20 protein-coding genes are annotated in these 24,531 nt (G+C 49.6%); 6 read left to right on the top strand and 14 right to left on the bottom strand.

Annotated elements, in window-relative coordinates; translation table 11 throughout:
- Window positions 1-3: 3 nt before the first annotated feature.
- The 7 genes from OCU43_RS14190 to OCU43_RS14225 all read right to left on the bottom strand — a co-directional run bounded on the left by OCU43_RS14190 (window position 4) and on the right by OCU43_RS14225 (window position 10,130).
- Window positions 4-2,145 (bottom strand): DctP family TRAP transporter solute-binding subunit, encoded by a 2,142-nt coding sequence (locus OCU43_RS14190; RefSeq protein WP_091356898.1) that lies wholly within the window; start codon window positions 2,143-2,145, stop codon window positions 4-6.
- A gap of 918 nt (window positions 2,146-3,063) precedes the next feature.
- Entirely contained in the window at window positions 3,064-3,573 is a 510-nt protein-coding gene (locus OCU43_RS14200) for a hypothetical protein (RefSeq protein ID WP_091356890.1), read from the bottom strand.
- Window positions 3,574-3,657: 84 nt separating this feature from the next.
- Entirely contained in the window at window positions 3,658-4,152 is a 495-nt protein-coding gene (locus OCU43_RS14205) for a hypothetical protein (protein ID WP_091356886.1), read from the bottom strand.
- A gap of 76 nt (window positions 4,153-4,228) precedes the next feature.
- Window positions 4,229-5,287, bottom strand: a complete 1,059-nt coding sequence (locus tag OCU43_RS14210) for a DUF4365 domain-containing protein (protein ID WP_139203169.1) — start codon at window positions 5,285-5,287, stop codon at window positions 4,229-4,231.
- A gap of 511 nt (window positions 5,288-5,798) precedes the next feature.
- Window positions 5,799-7,073 carry an MFS transporter gene (locus OCU43_RS14215; RefSeq protein ID WP_091356880.1) on the bottom strand — a complete coding sequence of 425 codons (1,275 nt, stop codon included), beginning with the start codon at window positions 7,071-7,073 and terminating at the stop codon, window positions 5,799-5,801.
- A gap of 418 nt (window positions 7,074-7,491) precedes the next feature.
- On the bottom strand, window positions 7,492-8,646 hold the full coding sequence (locus OCU43_RS14220) for a porin (RefSeq protein WP_091356878.1): 1,155 nt from the start codon (window positions 8,644-8,646) through the stop codon (window positions 7,492-7,494).
- Window positions 8,647-8,771: 125 nt separating this feature from the next.
- The gene (locus tag OCU43_RS14225) at window positions 8,772-10,130 is read right to left on the bottom strand and encodes a purine-cytosine permease family protein (RefSeq protein WP_091356876.1); all 1,359 of its coding nucleotides are present in this window, start codon (window positions 10,128-10,130) and stop codon (window positions 8,772-8,774) included.
- Between the two features lie 223 nt (window positions 10,131-10,353).
- Between OCU43_RS14225 and OCU43_RS14230 the strand changes: the two genes are divergently transcribed.
- Window positions 10,354-10,683 carry a carboxymuconolactone decarboxylase family protein gene (locus tag OCU43_RS14230; RefSeq protein ID WP_175483490.1) on the top strand — a complete coding sequence of 110 codons (330 nt, stop codon included), beginning with the start codon at window positions 10,354-10,356 and terminating at the stop codon, window positions 10,681-10,683.
- Window positions 10,684-10,762: 79 nt separating this feature from the next.
- Here the strand turns inward: OCU43_RS14230 and OCU43_RS14235 are convergent, their stop codons facing one another.
- The 3 genes from OCU43_RS14235 to capB all read right to left on the bottom strand — a co-directional run bounded on the left by OCU43_RS14235 (window position 10,763) and on the right by capB (window position 15,792).
- A complete protein-coding gene (locus OCU43_RS14235; protein ID WP_091356873.1) occupies window positions 10,763-11,704 on the bottom strand; it encodes an AraC-like ligand-binding domain-containing protein in 942 nt (313 codons plus the stop codon).
- A 236-nt stretch (window positions 11,705-11,940) separates the two neighbouring features.
- Entirely contained in the window at window positions 11,941-14,019 is a 2,079-nt protein-coding gene (capA, locus tag OCU43_RS14240; protein WP_091356871.1) for a caprolactamase subunit alpha, read from the bottom strand.
- A 33-nt stretch (window positions 14,020-14,052) separates the two neighbouring features.
- A complete protein-coding gene (gene capB / locus OCU43_RS14245) occupies window positions 14,053-15,792 on the bottom strand; it encodes a caprolactamase subunit beta (RefSeq protein WP_091356868.1) in 1,740 nt (579 codons plus the stop codon).
- Between the two features lie 307 nt (window positions 15,793-16,099).
- Between capB and OCU43_RS14250 the strand changes: the two genes are divergently transcribed.
- The 3 genes from OCU43_RS14250 to OCU43_RS14260 all read left to right on the top strand — a co-directional run bounded on the left by OCU43_RS14250 (window position 16,100) and on the right by OCU43_RS14260 (window position 18,327).
- Entirely contained in the window at window positions 16,100-16,960 is an 861-nt protein-coding gene (locus OCU43_RS14250) for a response regulator transcription factor (protein WP_091356865.1), read from the top strand.
- 135 nt (window positions 16,961-17,095) lie between these two features.
- Window positions 17,096-17,863, top strand: coding sequence for a hypothetical protein (locus OCU43_RS14255; RefSeq protein WP_091356863.1), 768 nt, complete (start codon window positions 17,096-17,098; stop codon window positions 17,861-17,863).
- 68 nt (window positions 17,864-17,931) lie between these two features.
- The gene (locus tag OCU43_RS14260) at window positions 17,932-18,327 is read left to right on the top strand and encodes a hypothetical protein (protein ID WP_091356860.1); all 396 of its coding nucleotides are present in this window, start codon (window positions 17,932-17,934) and stop codon (window positions 18,325-18,327) included.
- Between the two features lie 186 nt (window positions 18,328-18,513).
- Here the strand turns inward: OCU43_RS14260 and OCU43_RS14265 are convergent, their stop codons facing one another.
- Entirely contained in the window at window positions 18,514-18,660 is a 147-nt protein-coding gene (locus tag OCU43_RS14265) for a hypothetical protein (RefSeq protein ID WP_175483489.1), read from the bottom strand.
- A gap of 11 nt (window positions 18,661-18,671) precedes the next feature.
- On the opposite strand from OCU43_RS14265, the gene OCU43_RS14270 reads away from it, so the two are divergent.
- The gene (locus tag OCU43_RS14270) at window positions 18,672-19,739 is read left to right on the top strand and encodes a LysR family transcriptional regulator (RefSeq protein ID WP_245756536.1); all 1,068 of its coding nucleotides are present in this window, start codon (window positions 18,672-18,674) and stop codon (window positions 19,737-19,739) included.
- Between the two features lie 452 nt (window positions 19,740-20,191).
- Window positions 20,192-21,355 (top strand): MFS transporter, encoded by a 1,164-nt coding sequence (locus tag OCU43_RS14275; protein ID WP_261832932.1) that lies wholly within the window; start codon window positions 20,192-20,194, stop codon window positions 21,353-21,355.
- Between the two features lie 192 nt (window positions 21,356-21,547).
- On the opposite strand, the gene OCU43_RS14280 is transcribed toward OCU43_RS14275, so the two are convergent.
- The 3 genes from OCU43_RS14280 to dctP all read right to left on the bottom strand — a co-directional run bounded on the left by OCU43_RS14280 (window position 21,548) and on the right by dctP (window position 24,513).
- Window positions 21,548-22,873, bottom strand: coding sequence for a TRAP transporter large permease (locus OCU43_RS14280; protein ID WP_091356856.1), 1,326 nt, complete (start codon window positions 22,871-22,873; stop codon window positions 21,548-21,550).
- A gap of 102 nt (window positions 22,874-22,975) precedes the next feature.
- Window positions 22,976-23,497: a TRAP transporter small permease subunit gene (locus tag OCU43_RS14285; protein WP_091356855.1), complete on the bottom strand. Its 522-nt coding sequence runs from the start codon at window positions 23,495-23,497 to the stop codon at window positions 22,976-22,978.
- The gene (gene dctP / locus OCU43_RS14290) at window positions 23,497-24,513 is read right to left on the bottom strand and encodes a TRAP transporter substrate-binding protein DctP (protein WP_091356852.1); all 1,017 of its coding nucleotides are present in this window, start codon (window positions 24,511-24,513) and stop codon (window positions 23,497-23,499) included. Before dctP ends, OCU43_RS14285 begins: the two co-directional genes overlap by 1 nt.
- Window positions 24,514-24,531: the final 18 nt, after the last annotated feature.

Consider the following 24,531-nt stretch of genomic DNA (forward strand, 5'->3'; position numbering starts at 1 on the left):
GCCTTAGTTAACCGGGATGATTTGGCCATTTTCGCCAAACCGGGCCATGAAATAGTCGTCTTCACCCAGTGCATCATGATGGCTATCAGTAAATGCAGAATCATATCGCTTTACCACGCCTTCATACCCTGGTAACTGTTCAAGAGCGTGAACAATCTCTGCCCGATCAGTACTACCGGACCGCTCTATCGCCAGTGCCAATAACTGCACCAGATCATAGGCCTGAGCAACCCCATGTTGTGAGTTGATCTGCTCGCCCTGCTCTAGTCCATACTCCGTTATATAAGCCTGTTTTAAATCTCTCGATTGCTTCCGACGTGACCGGTCAAAAAGAAACGTCTGAAAAAAACGTAACTCAGCCTGACTATATAGCTTCAGCGTTGCGTCATCTTTCACTCCCCCAAGAATCCCCCAGTGGGATATAATCGGAAGAGGCTGCTCTCTCTGGGTTAGCCCCGCAATAATAACTCGCCCCTCATTTGCATTGGCAACCAGAATAACGCTGTCAGCACCTGAGCTGAATACCTGAAGAAGTTCCTTGCTATAGTCAGTTTCACCGCGGTTAAAAACAACTTCAGTGGCAGGAAGTACTCCTTTAGAGAAAAGGAAACGTTGCATATTTTTCAGGTTAGTACGGCCCCACACTGTATTTTCAACAACTATTGCCGGTTTCTTATATTCTCCTATGGCATAGTTGGCAATATATTCCGATGCCCACAAATCATTCGCTGAAATTCTGAACACGTTATTATCAGGTATTCCATTTTCTGTCAGCCCCCCAGCGGCAGACCAGGGAATCAAATAAGGAATATGAGACCGACTCACCCTCTTCAACTCTTCACCAATAACCGTCGCGTGTTTTCCTCCGACTACTGCGACCACATCAGGACGCTGAATAAAGTACTCCATATTTTCAACACTGATACCGGGGATTGTCTTATGATCAAGGGCGATCACATGCAGTTTTTTACCCAATACCCCACCCCGGCGATTGATCTCTTTAACTGCAAGCTGAACACCTCTTTTAATTGCTAATCCGGAACTGGGTTCTCTCGACAGGTCAGCATTAATACCGATGACCAGATGATTTTTATCCTCAGCTGGTGGGCCATACTTATCAAAAAGAAGTTCCTCTGTTTTAGAGATCAGCGCGGTGCCAACGATACCCTCAAACTGAGATGCAATTTTTTCAGTTTTATGCGCAAATACCGCTCGTTGCTCTTCACTGAGAAGGTGAACCCGGGTACCGGCTTGTTTGATCTTTTCAATCAGCTCGGCTTCTTTTTTCTGTGTTTCTATGCGCTCCCACGGTGTCACTTCAATGGCAGTATCCAGCAACACTTTTTGCACATCGTAAGGCAGCCTGTCCATCGTTTTACTGCTTATCGATAACACATACCCAAGAAAGGCATGATTGCTTAACACCAGATCACTCTGAACCTCATGAAAGCCCATACTATAGATTGCAATTAACGGGTTTTCCTCACCATCAACAACCCCATCAGCAAGCGCCTGTTTTGTTGCGTGGAAGTCAATAGGAACAGGCTCTGCCCCAAAAGACCTGAACTGCTCCATAATTATTCTGCTTTTCATCACACGGATCTTTGTATTTTTAAAGTCATCCGGTGAAAGGAACGCCCGGTTTCCGGTAAAGTGTTTAAAACCATTCTCCCAGAATGCCACGCCGTGCAGTCCGATCGAGTTTAAATCCTGCAAAAGCATCTTTCCTGGCTCACCATCAAGCATCTCGTAAGCATCATCTCTGGATGGAAAGAGAAATGGCAGATCTGCATACTGCATTGATGGAACAGGTACACTCATCTTCGCTGTTGGTGTCAGAATAATGTCCAGCTCGCCCTTTCGCGCCATCTCAACCATCTGATGGTCATTTCCCAATTGCTGGGCAGGGTAAACCTCAATAACGACTTTGCCCTGAGTCTTCTGATTAACTATCTGAGCAAACTTCAGAGATGCCTTATGCAGTGCGCTGTCTTCAGGCGTGTTATGACCAAATCTAAGCACAACAGCAGGCTGACGGGTAGCATCAGCTTTCACATTTTCCACTTGTTGCTCGCCAACCGTAAGTAACAGAAACAAAATAACAAGCGGGAAAACAATCCCGGCAATCAGCAGAAAACGTTTCATAAACTATCCTGTTAAACGAGCGGTACAAATTACAACTTCCCATACCCACATATAGTAGATGGGTTTATTCCTGTTAACTAGTCTGGCCTTATCCTCACCTCCAAAAGAGTCGGTTGTTCATACGCTATGGGGGGATATGTGGGTGCTTATCAGCGCTGATGAATCTTAACTTGTTAAGCATTCCCGCTTTGCATTAGCGTAAGAATGTTGCCCGCCGGGTCTTTGAAATGAGCGAGAATGCCGCCCTCTTTGGCGTCGCGCCGATGAACCGCGACAACAGTTCGTACAACGGTAAACGTCGTATCCGAGGTGGCCGCCATCACATACGCACAGTGATTTTATGGCAATGCTCTCTTCGATACAGTGCAATCCTGTGTTTAAACGCCATTACGAGCACCTGAAGGCCGTAGGGAAGCTCCCTAAAGCGGCCCTGATCGCCTGCATGAGAAAGCTGATCGTTATCCAAAATACTATGCTGAAAAACGAGGAGCGCTGGAATGAAAAATCAGCCTGATATTATTGACAGAACACCACAGTCACTTGTTAAGTGTTGCTAATACACTGGTGAAAATATAACTATACATGCCGCAATTATAAATTCGATAAAAAACTGGATTTGTGGGTTTTTACGAACAAGAGATCCTATAAAAAACGAGGAACTGAATAAGGCTGAAAATGCAATTACCATGACATAATTCCAGTCCGCAACCCCTACAAGCATACGCATTGAAGCTGCTAATTCCCCTTGTACATCTTTGAATACCGCTCCCAGCCCCATAAGAATTGGGAGGTAAAGCAGCAACATGGTGCTGGCTCTAACCGAAAATGACTGCTTACAGTTCCATTTCTGGCTCATATTTCTCAAGGACACTTAACGCTTAAAGCTGCCACGCAGTATGCGTCGGATGCCTTTTCTTGTTATTTTTTGTAGCCATGTGATTTCATTAAATTGGAGCAAATTACTGCTAATTTCGCATCTGAATTAACTATATGCTGTCGGGCATCTTCCCACATGCAATGCATTTCACCTTCTTCTGAATGCTTTCCTTTTTCAAGGTATTCGAGAACTTCCATATTCCATAATCGATAGTCGGTGGTATCAAAGCCAGAATCAGGAAAGTATAAGCCACATAGCATTTCCATTTTTCGTAGGATGTTCTGAACTTCCCTTCTATGCTCTTTTTTAACTGATGGATAGTCGACGTTTTGGTGCTGAACATCATCCAGTATTTCGGTGCAAAGATTCGTATATTCAATCGATGACTTATATAAATCTTCAATTTTGGATAGAAGTAAATCTCGTTTATTTCTCTTGGTATTAATGTATTGATTGATCAGAAGTACAGAGACAGCGAGCAAGGCCGATAGGAGAAATGTAACCAGCCTTACTTGGTCTGATTTTTCAGAAAACAACTCAATAAAATACATCAATATTTCCTTGAAACTGGTGTTCCCCGCAACACAGGCGAGCGTAGCGAGTCCAGCCAACTTGTTGGCGATTGTTATAAGACATCACGTTCGTATTGCCACAAAGAATTTATTTATACCTCTATTCCCAACCAAAACAATAACTCCTAGTAACAGCTCCAGTATCGTAGCAATGAGGTTTGCTTTAGTTTCCGCTGGCAAAGGGGCGGAATAGGAGAACTCTTGTTTGAAGTAGCGGATATAACTGAAGTTGTACGCCAGATCGACTAAGGAAGACAGGACTAGAAATAAACCAATGCAAGCGAATAATGCTGCCCCAATACTTGTTGGCAATTCGAAATCCGTCGCTTTACCGAAAGAAGCTGTTTTGAGCAAAGACTGAGGGAAGAACCATGCGACGATAGCAAAGAGCATCGACAAAACAGTAGGAACGACCGTAAATGCAATAAATGCAGACTTTGCCTGCTCGCCGTCACCTAGATAAAGACCGTAATAATTAGGAAAAGCTTGTAAGGCGTTCACGGCCAAAACGATAGCTCCAATGCGAATAGCTACCGTAAGTATGTTCTTTGATTCCATTCATTACATCCTTGTCTTATAACGACCCAAATCACTGGGAAATTTGAGCTTCGAAACGAAGTGGAGAAGCTTAAATTTATCCATGTGAATTTGCTTTGTTAGGTTCGTAGTTTTCAGGTACTAAGTAGTCTAGTATTGCGGATGGCCCTCTATTTGCAAATTTGTTAAGAGGATCATCCGGAGGAAGGTACTTTAGACCCGCATAACGAAAACCTTCTGGTGGTTGCATAATTAGTGACTTCTTAGGTGAAGCCTCGCGTAGTGCGCAATAGTAAGAGACTCGAGGCTCCAAATCTTTGAACACGGTAGGCAGTTGCAATGACCGGGCATGATTAAAGTACTCATCGTAAAGTATTCCCAAGGCGTCCAAGCCTACACGAGAGTAAGAATCACCTCGCATGACAAGATTTATTACTATTTCTTTTGATATAATTAACCCTGCGTGTCGAATGATTCCGTATATTTGCTGGGCTATCATATTGCCTTCATGGGTTCCTTTCATTCGATTACCAAGTTTAAGAGCTTGGGTAATCAAAGCATTCAGGCCAGCTTCTCCAGCATATGGTGCTGATGCGTTTACAATTTCCCCAACTGCGCGAACGACATCAAGTTTCCCAATTGCTGAAGCACAGCGCATGGTATCGAGCAACGCAAGTACGAGCTGGACTTCCCCTTCCCACTTTGCGATTGACTTGAGCTCCGATGAAAGCCCGATTTCTACAGTCTTATTAATCGACACCCATTCAGTCCAACTCTTTTGATTCGTTGAAAGTGGGTCCTTCTGTGAACGTTGGACTAATAACCACTGCTGTAACCAGATGTACCATGCTTGCTTCGTGTTTAAACAGACCAATATAAGTAACACTGGGTATCGGCATGTTGAGGCATACTGTAAATACTTCCTGTCGATTTGAAACTTAACGCACCCATTTCGGGTTTTAGCTTTCTTGACAGTTTTGACTTGGACCTTGAGTAGATCACCTCTAAGGTCTTCTTCATCAAGCTCTAATTCGAGATCGATCCCATAATCCTCACCTACCTCTCTTGATAGCCAGTGAGGATGCTCTTCGATATGTGATGAAAGCCATTTATGGCCTTGAGCACCTATTTTCTGAGCAAATATTCGCTTCGACATGAAGAACCTAACAGCTAAATATACGACAACGGTTTTGGGGAAATACGACAAGTTGTCGTATATCACTCTTCGATAGATATGTAACGCTGTTACCTAACGCACTGAAATAGCGACTAATATATTCAGGGAGACAAACTTTGAATCTGGGGAAAGACGACAGCCTGTCGTATATCTGCAGAGATGCGACAAAATGAGCCTTCATAAGAGTCATTTTCATTCATTGTCCTTAAACCGGTTGGCACTTGATCCTTAGTGTCTCAATACTTACACAGATTTCCCCCCTGTGAAATACTGTTTCTATTCACAGTACAGGGATCTCCATCATAAGTTCTCCGGTTATTGCTCTGTCGCGACAATGATCTCTGCACTGCCCTGCGCCATAAACAGGTTGTTCATTTCACATCGCTTTTAGTCAACGTTCCGTCCAACATCGCTCGATAAAAGGCCTCCACGTAAGCACACTGAAGCCCCGCCCTACCATTAAGACCTGAAACCTAAAGCTGATACTTTGTTACCTATCCTCTTGAGACTCAGCCTCATCCCGGGCATGCTCGGCGGCCCAGGTACCTGCCGCTTCCACCGCCACTGGCGAGGCGGTGGGTAGCACAGACAGGTAACTTTCGGTCTCGTCCACCGGCACAACCGAGCGCTTGCTCATGTGATACAGCGCATACAGTGCATAGAGCGCGATGGCAGCGAAAGTGGCACACAGCACCAGCCAGAAGGTGAACGGGCCAAACGTTTCCATCCCCCAGCCGGTTACTAATGGGCCGGCGATAGCACCCAGCCCGAAGGTGAAAACCAGCCCCCCGGAGGCAGCTGGCATATCCTCTGCGTCAAGATAATCATTGGTATAGGCCAGCAACAGCGCATACAGCGGCGTCGTCACCCCTCCGGCGAAGAAAGCGGCCATCATCAGCGACCACAGAGCGCCACCGGTAACCCATCCCAGCAAGCAGGATACAACACCAATAAACGCAGCCCCGCAGATCAACTTGCGCCGGTCTATCCGGTCCGAGAGCCAGCCGATGGGGTATTGCAGTACCAGCGCTCCGGCGAACAGCATCGCCACAAACAGCGAGATCTGCGTCGCTGTCAGCCCGATCTGGGTGCCGAGGATCGCGGCCATACCCGATTGCGTGGCGTAGACAATGCCCAGCAGAAAGATACCCACGGTGCCCAGCGGTGAGCCTTTGAAAAGATCACGCAGGGACATCGGTCGCGCGACCTCGGCCGCAGGGACTGAAGTCGCCGACAGAAGGATAGGCGCAAACGATATCGATACCAGAATTGAGGCGCCAATGAAAAGCACGGAGGTGCCCGCATCACCCAGCGTCAGTAACCCCTGCGCGCCAATGATACCCAGCGTCTGCGCGATCATGTAGGCCGACAGTACCGAACCACGGGTTTCATTGGTGGCGGCGTTATTCAGCCAGCTCTCGGCGGTGACATAGACGCCCGACATACAAAAGCCGATCAGCACCCGCAGCACTGTCCAGGCCCAGGGATCGGTTAACAGCGGAAATGTAATCAGCCCCGCGGACATGAAACTGCCCAGCGCCGCAAAGACACGCACATGCCCCACCCGCCGGATCATCAGCGGTGAGATACGTGCGCCCGACAGAAAGCCCATGAAATAACCCGAGGTGACAATGGCCAGCTCGAGGGCTGAAAACCCCTCGATGCCACCCCGCAGGCCGATAAGGGTGAAGTGCATGCCGTTGCCCAGCATTATAAAGACGATGCCGAGTAGCAGAGGCCAGACCCTGGAGATTACTTGAATCATGTCACGTCCTTACAAAAAATGGAGATTCAGTTTCGTTTACAAAATGCGTCAGATAGGCATTTATGAGCTAAAATGCAGGGCTTTTTAAAGTGGATACCGTGCTCATTGTTAAGCATCGTCACCACTACCTTTACTTGACCAACAGAAGAAAAGCCTAAGGTAATCCATTCCAATACTCTTTCACGTTCACGACCAGGCGTGTCACACTGGCGACCTGTTTGCACTGCAAGACAACCACTACTGACCGGAAGCTATCAGCGCCAATCGTTGGAATCCCCCAAGCATAGACCATCAATAGTCGATTATAAATTTACCTCAGAGTTCTCTGGGCTCCAGGTGGTAAAGGCTTTTTCTACCCACAATAAAAAAGGCTTACCGAAGTAAGCCTGAAAAGAGGGGGAATTACTTTCTGACCGACTTAGAAGAAAAGCGCCAGCCCCAGGTTTACACTGCTGTTTTCCAGTTTATCACCCAGATGATTCTTCGCATTAAAGCGCGAATACTCGGCGATCATCAGCAGGTTATCCGTGAGGTTATGATACGCACCGATGGTCGCTTTGGTCTGGCTTTTCATCAGCGTATCGGGATCGGCAGCGGTCTTATCCAGGCGGGTCTGTCCCAGACTGATACCATACTTAGTGGCATCAGCCTGATAAGTCAGCTGTCCAAAGCAGCCTTTTGAGCGACGCGCTTCACCATTACTATCTGCGGCGTCAATAAACAGACCTGCGGTACCGACCCCATCGGCAGTAAAGCAGGACCCAACCACTCCCAGATCGTTAAATGTGTAGCTGGCGGTCAGATCAACGGCATTGCCGGTATAATCGGCACTGCCCGCCTTGACGGTCTGACTGAGAAAGCTGGCGGAGACGAAACCATTCTCACTGTTAAAGCGCAATTTACCGTGTATGCCTGGCAATGAGGAACCACTGTCACCGGTGGTACTGACACCCGCCCCCAGACTAATCAGATCCAGCGGCTGAAACACACCGATAGTGGCTTCCGTGCTGTCACCCAGCGGTTTAGAGAAACTGATCTGAGAGATACGGTCAGTAAAAATATAGCCATACCCCACACTACCAAAACTGGTGTTCAAGGGACTCTTGACCAGTCCGTGGGCCCCCACACCGATCAGCGACATATCGGCCAGAATCACATCCAGCGCAAACACACCGTAATCACGGCCCGCTTTAATGGTTCCCATACCCTCTTTCGTTGCTAACAGAAAGGCCCGGATCGCCTGATCATCATCCTGACCATTAAACGCAGCGTTGGTGGTCAGCCCCGGCTCCAGTGCAATATTCGCGGAGATATCGTAACCCTGCTGCTGGGTTGCCACCGTCCACATAATCGACGCGGGAATATAGCCGTTTGAAACCGACGAGGCATTCTCTCCAGTACATAGCAGCGCGTTCGCATCCACCTGATTGCCGGAATCATCACACTCGGCAAATACAGCATGGCTGTTCACGTTGCCGGAAACGCCCAGGGTCCAGTCACCGGCTTCAAGTGTCAGTGCCTGAGCCTGTCCAGCGGTTGCAGCCAAAGCCAGAGCGGAAAGCAGTTTTTTCATTTCAGTTACCTTCTTTTTGTTATTGTTAATTTTTTACGGGCGCAACCTGCCCTGCCGGGCTGGCAAAACAGGATGCAATTGTGGAAAACTGGCCGCCGTAAAAGCGGCAGCCAGAGGAGCAGAACCTAGTTGGTTAGCGATTCATCGCGAACAAACCAGTGATGTTTCGCGCTATTGAGCAGCATCAGATAGACGCAGAATGACACCAGGAAAGTGATGGGGGCGGAGAACAGTGCCAGCGAGGCATTGGCGTAGTTGAGGATGATGATTCCCAGACCCGCACCCGAGAACCAGGCGATCAGACCACAAGGGTTAAATGAGGTTACACGTTGAGGACAACACTCGATATGCCCGCCAAACAGTTGGTCATATTTAGGGGAGAAGATATGCGCCAGCGCAATCGCCACCCAGGCCACCACGAAGATCCCCTGATAGGCCAGTGCCTGCAGAATAAAGCTGAACACATTCGACAGCATCAGGGTGTAAACCACCGCGCCGACGGCGATCGCCCAGAAAAAGCGCGGCACGGAACTGAGGCCAAAACGCTCAAAAAACGCCTGCATATTCTCGGCAGCCAGATAAAAGTTGGCGGTGTTGATACGGGTCTGGCTGACCCAGACAAACAACAAGCCCCAGATCCCCATCAGCTTCAGAATCGCCAGCACCACTGAGACTTCTGACAAACCGCCCTCCGTCGGAATTGTCGCCGCCAGAAAGATCCCAACCATGCCGTTGATCATAAAGGTAAACAGATAGAACGGCATACCAAAGTTGATAGTGGCATGAAAGCGGGAGTCATCCTCCTTACCGAAACGGGCGTAATCCCAGGTGTACATCATCAGAATCCAGACACCCATGAAGTAGGTAAAGCAGTTCCACCAGCCATTTTCAGGATTACCGCTTTGCGGCCCCAGGTTCAGCCAGGCATTGCTGTAGCCGTATTCATTGATGGTTACCGCCACCGCGGCGATCAGCCCAAGAATGTAAAACGGCAGCAGAATACCGTTAAATTTATCCAGCCAGTTCTGCACACTGCCAAATACCAGCGGCACGCTGTACAACACCACTATCAGATAGGCCACTTCTATACTCAGCGAGGGGAAATACGCCTGAATCGCCACCGCGATAACAGAGCCTTCAAACACCGAATAATAGATCGCCGTCGCGAAGAAGATCAGGGTTGCCAGCGTCGCGCCGACTTTACCGAACAGCACCCGGGAAAAAAGTGCTACCGACAAGCCGGTGCGGATTGCATAGCGGGTGATCACCGCATTGATCAGTCCATACGTCACCACCGACAAGGCCAGACCGATCAGGGTATTAATGGTACCGAAGTTCATCGCCAGTGTTGCCGACACCACCAGCCAGAACATCGCGCTGCAGATTGCCCACCAGGCCATGCTCAATGAACCACGGTTCATTCGCTCCTCATGGGGCACTGACAGAGTGGCCGAACCACTGTTTGTTTTTATATTTCCAGCCATAACTACTCTCTCTTATTATTAAAATGTCCCTGATTAGGGATGAATTCAGAATAAGAGAACCGCGCAAGAGATTATTGACGATAGGTGCATCAGTTTTTGTAAATCAGGGAATAGCGGTGTGCCCTATCGGCCCCGCGACGCGGCTTAAGAGATAATGGCAGTGATATCCGGCCAATTACTGCTAATCTGGTAATACCCTCGTTTGTTACAGGAGGTACCTCTGATGTCCAGTAAAACAATATTACATCCACCGGAAGCCCCACTACCGAAAACCTTTACCCGGATTATGGGACGCTATCCTGACTACGCGGCGGCGGTAGAGCAGTTGGGAAAAGCGGTCAGGGATGCCGGACCTATCGATGAAAAGACGGCGCAGCTGATCCAGCTGGCGGCAGCAGCCAGTATCCGTTCTGAAGGCGCATTACACAGTCATGTAAGACGAGCCCGGCAAGCCGGAGCAACGACTGAGGAGATTCAGCACACACTGATTCTGTTAACCAGCACGATAGGACTGCCTACGGTGATGGCAGCGCTGAGCTGGATGGAGGAGTGATGCCCAACCCCCTGCTGCGCGCTATGCAAAGCTGCCTGGGTACAGAGTTATATGTTTGAACCTGCGCCCCAGATGGGGTCTACTTTGCCTCGCGCATCTCTCTGGCGGTGCAGCCAAACCGGGATTTAAACAGACGACAGAAGTGCGCCTGATCATTGAAGCCCCAGCGATACGCTATTTCCGCCAGTGTGGTATGGCGGTTGCCGGCACGGATATCGTTGAGGGCCGACTGCAACCGCAGCTCCTTTATCCACTGGCCGACCGTCTGGTCTGAGTCTTTAAACAGTTTATGCAGATAGCGGGTGGAGATATTACAGGCTACTGCGATCATATCCGGGGAGAGTTCTGAGCGCTGGATATTATCCCGCACAAATGCCTCAATATTGCGCAGATGAACGTTACGCAGATTTGCTTCATTGCTCATCAGCACCCGGTCATCGTTTTCCATGCTATGCGCCAGCAGGTCGATCAACTGACTACTGAGAATATCGTGGGCCACTTCATTGGTATAGGAGGCCTGCTGCACCATGGTTCTCAGAAAGCTGAAGAATACATTGCCCATCCCTTTGCTTTTATCAAACTCCATATAGAGAAAGCGTTCCGGCTGACGGATACGGGTCTGCAGCAGAGAGACCGGCACCCTGACAACCCAGAGGGCGTTATCTTTGCTATAGCTGAACTCATACGGAAGATCACTGCGCTCAAGAATAAACGCACCGGGATTACACACGATGGTACGATTCGCCTGGGAAAAACGGACCTGATCCTGCGCTGGAACGGTGATCAGAAAATAGGGTTCAGATTCATCGATCTGCTGCTTCACTCGTGTAAAGCAGGTGGCAGAGCTTTCCATCCGCGAAATACCCACCCGGCCCATCTGCCACTGACTCAGATGACCATGAAACTCGCTCGGATTGCGAAAATCCAGCTCCAGAGGGAAGTAGGCATTTTCAATCACCTCTCGCCAGTAATCCTGTCGCTCGCGCTGGGGCAGCAAGTGGGTGCTGTAACGATTGTGCATATATGAACACCTCTCTTTATTGTTATTGAGTCCATATGGCTGTTAATTGTACCCCTGTTTTTATTAAGGGCAAATACTCTGATCGTCTACCGATCTCCCTGTCAGTCTAAAAAAGCAGTCAGATAGGCCGAAACCCGTCTGACTGAATATCCTGCCATCAGGATAGTGAAGTTAAACAACTAAACGACTGCCTCACCGTTGTCTCTAAGCACAACCATGAGGCAGCGTAATCCGCATCAGCAGCGGGTCAGGCGATAACACTGGTTTGGTTCAAGCACCAGTTGCCAGCCGGGACGTACAACAATATTGGTGGTGGGCTCCTCCACCACAGCAGGCCCCCTGATCACAATCCCGACATCCAGTTTCGGGCCGGAATATACGGCGGTATCGGTCCAGTGCCCATCGGCATCAAACAGTGCCGGACGGTATCCGATCAGTGCGTCTTCAGCTTTACCGCCCCGGGGCTCCAGTGTCTGGAAGTTAGGCTTGGCAACATTGCCGACCATCGTTGATTCGATGTTGACCAGCTCTACCGGATTGTGCGGCTCTGAGTAGGTGTACAACTCTTCGTGACGTTTGTGGAAATCATCCAGAATAGCGGACATCTTTTCCCGACAGATTTTGCCCGGGTAGATCTCCACATTACACTCATGGATCTGACCGACATAACGCATCTCAACACTACGGGTATAACTGATATCATCGGCATTAAAGCCATCAGAGATCAGATGTTCACGCCCCTGCTGCTCCAGATCTTCAAATTTGGCGTTCAGCGCATCCAGATTGGCATCATCATCCAGCCGCATCGGTTCTGATGCCAGATAGTTATAGCGCACGTCTGAGATAATCTGTCCGAAGGCACAGAACACCGAAGAGACTTTCGGCACCAGCACGGTGGTGCTGCCGATCTCCTCCGCCAGTGCGGTGATATGCATCCCCGCCGCACCACCGGCGCAGAGCAGAGCAAAATCCCGTGGATCATAACCGCGTTCGATGGACACCCGACGAATACCGTTGACCATATTCAGATTGACGATGGTGCTGATGCCGTAGGCGGCTTTCTCAACACTGATCCCCAACGGATCTGCCACATGCTCTTTAACAGCGGCAATTGCCGCATCCCGGTTCAGTTTAATGGTGCCGCCCAGCACCGCTTCGGGGTTCAGATAACCCAGCACCAGGTTGGCATCGGTGACCGCCGGAATAGTACCGCCCTTACCGTAGCAGACAGGACCCGGTGTGGCTCCGGCACTTTCAGGTCCGACCTGCAGCATGCCATACTGATCCACCTGGCAGAGTGAACCACCACCAGCCCCCAGCGTTTCCACCTGAATCATCGGCACACCAATACGATAACGCAGGAAATCGATATTCTTGTTCAGGTTGGTCTGACCATCTTTGGTCAGGGTGATATCAAACGAGGTGCCGCCCATATCCACAGTGATAACATTGTCGATACCAAACGGCTGACCGACAAACAAGCCTGCCTGGGGTGCCGATGCAGGTCCTGAGTTAATCGCGTTGACCGCCCGCCCCTGCATCGCTTCGCCAATCGCCAGTCCGCCATTGGACTGGAAATAGCGTACCGGGTATTTTGCCCCCAGTGACTTAAAGTAATCATCGATCTTCTGCACATAGCGTCGCATCACCGGGCTCAGGTAGGCATTCACCACCGTCGTTGAGGTCCGGGTATACTCCCGCACCTGTGGGTAAACCTCACTGCCGGTACAGACAAACACCCCCGGCATCATCTCCTGCACAATCTCCTTAGCGCGTTTTTCATGGGCTGAGTTACGCACCGCCCAGACAAAAGAGATTGCCACACTTTCAACACCCTGTGCCTTGAAATAGCTGACAGCATCGCGCACTTCCTGCTCACGCAGTGGCAGATCCACTTCACCGGTACCGATAACCCGTTCATTGATGGGACGACGCAGATGGCGTGGCACGATCATATGGGCCGGCGGGAAGTCAGCTTCATAACGATAGCCCTCCTCTTTATGCCCCAGACGGATCTCCAGGCTGTCTTCATGCCCGGCGGTGCAGAGCAACCCCACCTTGACGCCTTTCTTTTCGATCAGAGCGTTCAGGGCAACCGTCGTACCATTGATACAAAGATCACAATCCTGCACGATCTCTTCGATTGAGCGGCCCACCGCTTCAGATATCTGTGTCAGGCCCGCTTTAATGGCGATAGTGCCATCCTGGGGTGTCGAGGGGCTTTTGAAAACCCGCAATTCACCGTTGTTTTCTGCCAGTACAAAATCTGTGAAGGTACCACCGGCATCGATACCCAGACGGTATTTATTACGCATAATTCCGTTCCTTAATTGTTCTTGTTATCGGTCTTACTGCTGACGCAGCGTAGCTGTGGCCTGCTGATCAACACTCATGGTGCGGACGTCAATGACGACGCCATATTCCTGTGCTGCAGCCTCCAGAGAGATCAGGCCGTTCTGATAATCCGACAGCACCGCTTCGGCGGGGCGACACTTAGGCTGACCAAAGCCACCGCCACCGGGGTTATAATTGGCCACCCGTTCGCCGGGTTTAACGGTGAGAATGGTATTGGCCTTGTAAACCTGTTCCTGTTCACCTTTCACCACCAGCTTGCCCAGCTTCGGCTCAATAAGCTGATTCTCAGCACCGGCAGCGCCCATGGTTGGAATCTGCCGTCCCTCACCAAAAGCAACGACGGTCATATCATGGTTGATAGGTTCAACTTCCCACACCGTACCGGAACCACCCCGGTACATACCGGCACCGCCGCTGTCCTGAATCAGACCATAGCGACGAATAATGATCGGGTAGGAGTACTCCAGCAGTTCGATATCACCGGAGCTCAGGGCACCGAAACAGCACAGCGGACCACAGGCGTGCCAGCCATCCATCACCTGAGTCGCACCGGCACCGGAGATAATCGATGCCAGCACCATGGTCACATACTGCTCGCCGGTGCGCGGATCGATACCGGCGATGTTGATGCCGCTGGCATGCCCCCAGGAGGCAGCCACCCGATCCGGAGCCGCCTGTTCCAGGGCTTTACGGACGGCATCGGTCAGAGTTTCCATCGGCGTGGTGGTACAGTTCACATGGGGAGCCGGTTCCTGAGCGTTACACAGCGTTCCTTTGCGGCCCAGGTCAACTGATACGCAGCGGTATAAGCCTTCGTTGTAGGGCGGCGGCAACTGCGCAAACATCATCAGTCCAAGATATACACCGGACATTGAGTTGCCTTCGTAGGAGTTAATAAAGTAGGGAATCTGAGGCGGGCTCTGTACTTCAATGTGCAGTTTATCGCCCTTGATTGTCACTTTAGAGGTGATCTCCATCTCGCCGAAACCATGACCGGAATCTTCCAGCACCGCAGAACCGAAGTATTCACCATCCGGGACCGCTTCGATCAGCGAACGCATCTGCCGGTCTGCCATGTTTTTAAGCTCGGCGATACAGGCCTGAATCTGTTTTACGCCATACTTATCCAGCAGCGCGATCAGATTGCGCTCACCGACCCGGCAGGCACCGTACTGCGCATTCAGATCGCCTTCCTGATCGCGGCGGGCACGCATATTGGTGAGCAACAGATTAACCACATCTTCCCGGCGCTTACCCTTTTCCCAGAGTTTTACCGGTGGAATCCGCAAACCTTCGGCATAGATCTCTTTTGCATCCGGGTTATAGCCTGCCGGTACCGGCCCACCGATATCGGTCAGATGGCCTTTACACACCGTCCAGAACACCAGTTCACCCTGATAAAAAACCGGCTTGTACATACAGCAATCGAGTATATGGCTGCCTTTATAGGCGGGATCGTTATGATAGATAACATCCCCTTCGTGGATATCATCACCAAAAAACTGAGCCACCTCTTTCATCGCCGGAATCAGCGACCCCAGATGAATCGGGATATCCTGCCCCTGAAGAATCATCTCCGGAAAATGGTCAAACAGCGCATTACTGTAATCATGGGCCAGATTGAAGACACTGGAACGACCGGTTTTCTCTAATGTCAGCGTCATCTCCCGTTGCGCTGTTTCCAGCGCTCCGCGGACAACGGCGAGTGTGATTGGATCGACACTGGTAGACATGTTGTACCCCTTATTGTTTTTGTATGAATCGGGTTTGCCCTGTCCGTCTCCGGGTTCAGGGTCAAACGGGTTAACAAACAGTCTATGAGCGGAAGCTGTCTGTTTATTGATAGGCGGTGACTTATTCTTTGTCTGTGAGTGAACAGAGGGTTAAGTTCTGGAGCAGGCCGACTGAACAAAAGTGATATAACGCATTGCTATCCCGATAAAGATGTAAATTTGCATCCTGGGTGGAACGGCTATTGTTTCCACACTGAAAGCAGGCTTTAATTAGCAACTTAGAGATCGCTGATTAAGGTTTGCTGATTTGTCGAAGTTTCACCGTGTAGCTAAACAGCCCCTGATGTTGTGGCACGATGCCATTGCCGGGATTATCACCCACGGGGTGAATGACGAAGCCGTTGATAATCTGATGGACACCCTGCGCAGAGTGGTCGATGCCGATGGCAGCACTCTGATTGTCTACCCTGAAGGCCGACAACCCTATTGCCCGTCACGTAAACGCCGTAAAGGTGAAGACCCACGTATCCATATCGATCAGTATCTGGAGAGCGCCTACCTGCTGGACCCATTCTATCGCCTGGCGACCGATGGTTCTGCCGAAGGGGTTTATAGCCTTGCTGATGTTGCCCCGGATGGCTTTAAACAGAGTGAGTTTTATCGGGTGTATTACCGGCTGGTCAATTTTGGCGATGAGATCTGCCTGATTATCCCCACTGAAAATGCCAGCATTCAGGTCTCAATCAGCCGTCAGGACAACAAGCCTAAGTTTACCGCCGCCCAGCAGGGGCTGATACAACGGGTTTTCTCTACCGTTAAAGCGATTCTGCTAAAGTGGTGGGGCAGCTCGCAACAAGTACAGAAAGACCATTTTCTCGATTCCCATCTGGAGTGTGCCCTGAGTCATTTCGGCAGTTCGGTACTCACCCAGCGAGAAACCCAGATTTTACAGCTGATCTTGCGTGGCTATGCGGTGAAATATATCGCAGAGAAGCTGGAGATCAGCCCTGAAACCATTAAACACCACCGTAAAAACATCTATGCCAAGCTGGATATCAACTCTCAGGCAGAGATGTTTCATCTGTTTATCGACTCATTACGGATGGTGACCCCTGATTCACCACCGGACCCTCTCACCAACTATCTGAAACCTCCAGCCATGCGCTGATAGCTGTCTGAGTTGCCGGATCTGTTCAGAACACAGCCGTTGGCGCCGCTGTAGCGGCACCTTCGGCAATATCATAAAACGTGACAATTGCGTTAAATTTAAAACAGTGCGTGCCGCAGCAACTAAACTTAAGCTATGTTACGCAGCACGATCATCACTTCAGGACTACTGCTGTTTGTCAGTCCCCTCATCCCTGCCCAACTGACAGCTGAAGAGCTGCTGGTTGGCAAAACCTGTCCGGTCACATTTCAGAATCAGGCCGTCGGCATTCTGGTATTTTCCCGGGCGTGGTATCACAGCAGCAGAAACAACGCGGCTTACATCCCGGGCGATAATGCCACTGGGGTTGGCCTGGAGATACATTTCTTCAGCAATGATGCCGGGGATACTGAGCAACTCAACCTGCCCAACTGTGATCGTTACAGAATATTGCAGGTCCGTCACAGCAATACCCGCATGGTTTCGGGCGAGCATAGCTCACAGATCGATGTCCCGGAGCAGTTTCTTGCCCCCTTCTACGACAATGATCCGCTTGAATATGGCCGGGGCGTCCACCAGGTACCAGCAGATGATCATGATAAACCCTGGCGTGGGCGACCGGTCAGAGCGTCTACCGTTGCCATCTACGATACCCCCTATATGTCTGACTTCTGGGGCAAGGAGGGGGAAAACATCGATGTCCGTTTTGAAACCTGCGTGGTGTGCCAGCGGGATCAGCATTATGATGCGCTGCTCTCCTGCGGTCAGTGGGGATATCAGCGCTCATACATGGGAGGCATGACCGGCTGGGCAGAGCCTGAATTCCAGCCGGTTCAATGCCTGCCACAGCCTTCAGAGAGATTCAAAACCACGCTGAATAATTCCAACCGCATCGAATATAACTACTGGCTTCACTGGCGATAAAAACGCTTGATTGTTTCAACAATATCAACCTATTCTTCTAAAAGTTGATCAGTGCCTGGAGACAATTAATGGCATACCAGTACACCGTTAAGGAGTGTGATTACTACCTGCGGGTTGAAGTTATGGGAAGCAGAGACCGGACCGATGTAACCACTGAATCCCTGAGAATGTGGCAGGATGTTGCCAGTGAGTGCAAAAAGAAGCGCATCAATCTGATTCTGGCGGTCTTCCGGCTCAGCGGTATACGTTCACTGATGGATACCTTCAATATTGTTGAAGGAGTTCAGAACTGGCTCTGGCCGGAACTGGCAATCGCCTACATCGATACCGACCCGCTTAACCAGAAAGAGAACATCATTGCCGAGCAATCCGCCATGATGCATGGCATAAACTTTCGCGCATTTCTGAGCGAAGAGGATGGCATCCAGTGGCTCAAAGCGATGCACTCAAGCCAGAAACACTGAATCCAAAAAGCCGCGTCAATCGCGGCTTTGTCTTCAAGCATCTTTTTCCTGAGATATTATTTTTCCAGAAACAGTGCTCCCCCCTCAGGATGCAAATATCAAATGGGGTAGCCAAAGCGCTATTCCCGTAAAGATAACCACCAGTATCAGACCAATAATCTGCAGCGTAATAAACGAAATACCCCTTTATACAGATCGTTGATCGTTATAAATGACGGGACCACCGAGCGCATAAAAGAGCTTATAACCAAAGGGCTGCATCAGACCCGGCATCATACCCGCTGCAAACAGCTTAACCACCGATTCCCGTGCAAGAAATGCATAGACGATCATCAGTACACTTGATGGATGAAGCCAGAATAAAAGGCTCCCAACTTAAAGATATTTTCCGTATTTTATTGGTTACACTGTCCATATTGTCAGAGTGTTTAAGGCCGGGTATGAAAGTAGAAGAGCTTTATCGTCGGGATTTAAATCTGTTAGTCGCGTTGCAAGTTCTGGTTGAGGAACGCAGTGTCAGCAGAGCTGCAGCTCGTTTAAACCTGAGCCAGTCAGCAATGAGCCGGGTTCTGGGGCGATTGCGCAGTTTGCTGGGTGACCCTTTATTTACACGCCAGGGGCAGAATCTGGTGCCTACAGAGAAAGCTTTATCAATGAGTAGCGCTTTAGATGAGCCTATTGGGTCTCTGAAACAGCTTTTATCTCCTATTGATTTTGACCCCAGGTCTTGTGATCAAACATTCACGATTGTAACAACTGATTATGCAATGCAAACTATTTTACCCTTTGCTTTACCTCGCATATATCAGGAAGCACCTAATGTCGCCTTTGAATTTTTGCCACTACAAGATGAGCACTTGAAAGAGCAACTCACTTACGGCCGGGCTGACTTAGCTATTTGCCACCCAATTTACTCTATTGAACCATTACAGTACGGAGGACTGGGTCGTGTCGGGGTCTCCTGTCTATTATCTAAACAACATCCGTTAGCTCATAAACAGATGTGTCTGGATGATTATTTGAATTTTCCTCATGCCATGATTGCCATTAGTGATGGGGTTAAATCTCTTATTGAACGGGCATTAGAAGATAAACCGAAACGGCGCATGGTTCTGAGGGCATATCATTTAGAAGCTGCGTTGGCTATTGTGGATATGATGCCATTAATTATCACTGTACCTGCCGATTTAGCCCACTTAGTTTCAGAGCGTTATGACCTGATCGTAAAACCTCTGCCATTTCATTTCACATCGTTTGATTATTCCATGATCTGGCACCCTCGCTGCGAACATTCACCTGCACAAGAATGGTTGAGAAGTGTCGTAAAAGAAGAGTGTGGCAAGCTAATCGCTAAACGTGTGGTAGAGATGGGACTGGATACAGAAGCGGATGCCATGGCTCCGCCTGATTAATACTCAAAACAGGGTGAGTTCGTTGTAAGTGCATCTTAAAAATCCGGGCATATTCATATGAAACTGCACCGCTCATTCCCTGGTGCAAGGCTATTCTCAATGGCAAATTTAATATATGTATAATTTGCATAGATTACTTCCCTTTTTATCATTTGAGTCACCTCTGAATACTCTCTACACTGCGCGCTCATCTCGTAGTTGAGCGCATATAAGCACTTGTTTCCATCCACTTTCGCTAAGGCTCTGAGGCTGCTAACTATGTTGCGTCTGCCATTAATTTTTGTCTACCGCTTACCAGGCGTTAGAGAGAATCGTGGCAGTGCAAGCCATAAATCATGGCGGTCACCAACCCATAGGCGTTAATGAAAAGCACCCTCATACCCAGGCATTTTTAAGAGCAATTTATGTTTACTTTCCGGTTTCCACTCCTGGTTTGGCTGGGTATAGGGATTTTGATTACCAGCCTGGGGATCAGGCAATCCTTTGGTATTTTCATGATGCCTGTTTCCGACTACTTCCACACCGGACGTGAGTTCTTCAGCTTTGCCATTGCATTGCAAAACTTGCTTTTTGGCGCCTTCCAGCCATTTGTGGGTATGGCCGCCGACCGTTGGGGCCCGAAGCGCATCATCATTTTAGGTTCGGCCTCTTATGCCGCAGGCCTGTACTTAACGTCGATCACTGTCGAGCCCACTATGATCTACCTATCCCTGGGTGTGCTTGTTGGGCTCGGTTTAAGTGCCACCAGCTACGTGATCGTACTGGGCGCTGTCGCAAAAGTGGTCCCCGCGCAACATGCGGCTAAAGCCTTTGGCCTGACCACCGCTGCCGGGTCATTTGGCATGTTTGCGATGATTCCTGGTGCGCAAACATTGTTGAGTATTTATGATTGGCAAAGTGCCATGCAGATATTCGCTGTCATGTGTAGCTTTATTGTGGTGTTTGCATTTTTCATCAATATGGCAAAGGGAGAAGCGCATACTCACACGGTTCACGAAGACCTGCAAACGCTAAAAGAGGCTTTGAAAGAAGCCTTTACGCACAAAGGATACTGGTTGATTCATATCGGCTTTTTTGTGTGTGGTTTCCATGTCATGTTTATCGCCACTCACCTTCCCAGTTATGTGTTAGATAAAAACCTACCGGCCTCAGCGGCTGCCATGGCACTGGCTTACGTCGGTATATTCAATATCTTTGGTTCATACTTTTGGGGAGTCATGGCAGACCGCTATAGCAAGCGTTACGTGATGTCTGCGCTGTATGTGATGCGTACGGTTGTGATCAGTGCTTTTGTGATATTCCCTACCACCGAAATAACGGCTGCAGTCTTCGGCGCTGCTATCGGTTTTTGCTGGTTAGGAACGGTGCCACTGACATCGGGTTTAGTTCGCCAGATCTTTGGATCTCGTTACCTGTCAACACTATACGGATTGGTGTTTTTCTCTCATCAGGTTGGCAGCTTTTTAGGCGCATGGACCGGTGGTGTCATCTATGATTATTACGGCTCATACGAACCCATTTGGTGGTCTGCAGTCGCGCTGGCATTTCTCTCTGCATTGATTCATCTTCCAATCAATGACAAACCAGTCTCACGTATAAGGATGGAAACAGCCTAATTCTTAACGGCTCCGAAGACAGGATGTCAGGAGTCTCCTTTTGTTATTGATCTCTATCACCCCGACAGACAGCGCAATGCGGTTCACTTAAGCATTGGAGCCTAAGCTGAGCTTGTTAGAAAATCCGATGTCAGTGATGACATCGGATTTTTTGAGCGGCTTTTTAAATGATTCAATCAGATCCTTTCATCATCAGGATTCAAAAATCAGATTGGGCAACCAAAGCGCTATTTCCGGAAAGATAACCACCAGCGCCAGGCCGATAATCTGCAGAATAATAAACGGAATAACCGCTTTATACAGGTCGTAGATCGTGATGGATGGCGGGGCCACCGAGCGCATGTAGAAGAGATTATAACCAAAGGGCGGCGTCAGATAGGCGGTTTGCATGCTGATGATAAACAGCACGGCGAACCACACCGTATCAAAACCCATCTCCTGCACAATCGGCACAAACAGGGGAACGGTGATAAAGACGATGGCAAAATCATCAAGAAACATCCCCAGAATGAAGTAAGTTGCCAGCATCGCAACGATCACCAGATAGGGCGAAAGATTAGAGTCCTGAACCAGTTCAGTAATCAGCATTCCCGCACCCAGACCGATATAGATCTTACTGAAAAACACTGCTGCTATGGTAATCCAGAGCAACATCCCCATCAGTTGGGTAGTGCTCATCAGCACCTCTTTGAGCATTTTCAGATTGAGCGTGCGATAGATCGCGGCACAGACCAGCGATCCGGCTGCTCCCACCGCAGACGCTTCAGATGGAGACGTAATTCCGCCGATAATAAATCCCAGCACCGTGGTAATCAGAGCACCCGGCAGAATCAGCGCCTTCAACGCTTTCAGTTTATCCAACGCCCCCAGACGCTCTGAAAGTGAGATAGAGGGAGCTTTCTCGGGATTCTTGAGGGCAAACAGGAAGATATACAGCATATAGATACCGGCCAGCATCAGGCCCGGCATCATACCGGCTGCAAACAGCTTACCCACCGACTCCCGTGCAAGAAATGCATAGACAATCATCAGTACACTGGGAGGAATCAGAAAGCCTAATGCACCACCGGCCATAATGGTTCCGGTCACCAGTTTCTTATCGTAACCACGACTCAGCATCGATGGCAGCGCAATAATCCCCAGACTCACCGTTGCCGCACCCGAAACGCCCGCCATGGCAGCGATAATGGCACAGATAACCACGGTCCCCATACCCAGTCCACCGGGTATACCACCCATGAGCTTATTGATCATATCAAACAGATCATCGGTAATACCGGAACGCTGCAGCATCAGGCCCATAAAGATAAACATCGGCAGTGCCACCAACAGGAAGTTGTCCATCGCCGAAAACGCACTGGTGGCAAGTAACTCAAGCCCGGCAGGCCCCCACAGAAAATACGCCGAACCGGTACCAACCGTCAGCAGCGCCCAGGTTAACGGGGCTCCCATTGCCAGCAGGATCAGCATTGAGAAGAACATGCCAAAGGTAACCACTAAGGGATCTAGATCTAACACAAATACACCTTCGCTTAAATGATGACTGACCAGTAAGCAATCAGATTGCCTACCGGTTCAGATAGAGGGAGCTACGGAGCAGTAGCCGGAAAACAACCTGAATCAGACTTGCGCTTCTGGTTGAATCCCGATCGCTACCATAAAGCTGCGAATCAATGCAGCGATGCTCTGTAGAATCATCAGCCCCACCGCCAGGGGTAGCACAGACTTAAAGGGATACACGACCGGACCCCAGGTACTTTTAGAGGAAACCTCTCTGATCGCCCAGGAATCGGCAGCGAAATTAAAGGTTATGTAAAAGAACACTGAAAACACCACCAGACCGATCAGGCCGGTGATCACATCCAGCACGGCCCGCCCCCGCTCCGGGAACAGGTTATAGATCACTTCACTGCGTACGTGGCCATGGTGTTTATGGGTATAAACCCCCGCCAGAATACAGAAAGTACCGTACAGCATGGTGGTCGATTCGTGCGCCCACGAGGTGGGGCTGTTAAACAGATAACGCGCCGTCACCTCGTAGCAAAGCCCTGCAATCATGGCCAGACACAACCAGCTGAAGGTCCGGCCAACCCACTCAGATACCCTGTCCTGAAACGCAAGATATTGAGAAAGTTTTGCCATCAGACTCTCCCGGTCGCCTTAGCCGTCGCAGTAATGGCCGCAATCGCTTTGGCATTACGTGGCGACTTGGCCGCTTCCTCTTTCCAGACATCCATTGCTGCAGCGGTCAGCGCTTTAGAGTCCGCTTCAGGCAGTGAAGCAAACTCAAAGATCCCCTCACCGTTAACATCCAGACAACCGTTGACGTTCCAGGCATGCATATTCACCGCGTGTTTAGCAGTTGCCAGTTCCAGGGACTTCTGCTGATCTTCAGACAAAGACTCCCACTTCTTCATATTGATCAGCATGCCGTCGGCATAACCTGGGTTGATCATATTCAGATAGGTATAATATTTAGCAGACTCGTGCAGTTTCAGTGCTTTATATTCCAGTGATCCACCATAGATCACACCATCAATGGCACCGGTAGACAGGGCGACATAAAGCTCCTGACTTGGCAGATAGACGGTTGGGATATCAAACTTTTCCAGGATACCGGCAACCGTCGCAGTGGCGCGGATCTTCATGGTTTTCAAATCTTCGAGGCTTTTCACCGGTTTAGTTGTCAGCAGATCGTAAGGACCGCCAAAAATAGCTCCCAGATATTTAACCCCTTTCTCGGCATAGGCCTCTTCCAGCAACGCTGTCAGGCCCTGCTTCTGATGCAGATAGATCGCTTCATCATAGCTGGTCCAGGCGCCGGGAATACCCGATTCAATTTTGCCGATATCCAGCTGTCCAGCCCAGTATCCGGCATATCCCTGACACATATCCAGGGTGCCTTTAGATACTGCATCCAGCATCTGGTCATTAGGCACCAGCTCTGAACCACGGAAACGCTGAATGCGCACGCTTTTGTTGGATACCGCTTTAACATCGTTAGCGAACATTTTGTAAAGGTCATCAGTCTCTGTACCGTACAGAGTTTGCATACGCAGACGAACATTATCGCCGGCATTCGCCGTTGTTGATGACAGGGCCAGTGGTGCTGCTGCAATACCGGTTGCAGCCGCTTTAAGCAGATCTCTTCTCTTCACTATCGTTGTCCTTTTATT

The sequence above is a fragment of the Amphritea atlantica genome (assembly GCF_024347255.1).
GTDB lineage: Bacteria > Pseudomonadota > Gammaproteobacteria > Pseudomonadales > Balneatricaceae > Amphritea > Amphritea atlantica.